Raw genomic sequence first — 289 nt, 5'->3', positions numbered from 1 at the left:
GCCCATCGACCGGATCGGCACGGGCCTGCTCGGGTGAGAGGTATTCGGGTGTTCCGACCACCATGCCGCTCAGGGTGAGTCCGGTTGCACCCAGCGAGCGCGCCACACCAAAGTCGGTGATCTGCACGTCATCGCTGTCGGAGACCATCACGTTCGCTGGCTTGAGATCGCGATGAATCACGCCACGGTGGTGCGCGGCGGCCAGACCCAGCGCGATCTGTCGCACCAGGTTAAGCGCACGGTCCGGCGCGAGCGGCGCCTCGCTGTCGATGATGCGGTCGAGCGGCCG

At 67.1% G+C, this 289-nt stretch carries 1 protein-coding gene; it reads right to left on the bottom strand.

Translation table 11 applies throughout. The annotated features are described in order from the left end of the window. Positions 1-289 (bottom strand): protein kinase domain-containing protein (locus MD536_RS21240; RefSeq protein WP_239603795.1); only part of this gene is annotated, 289 nt, incomplete at both ends.

This window comes from Flavihumibacter cheonanensis (assembly GCF_022352215.1).
GTDB classification, from domain to species: domain Bacteria; phylum Bacteroidota; class Bacteroidia; order Chitinophagales; family Chitinophagaceae; genus Flavihumibacter; species Flavihumibacter cheonanensis.
This window is presented reverse-complemented; position numbering and strand designations above follow the sequence as displayed.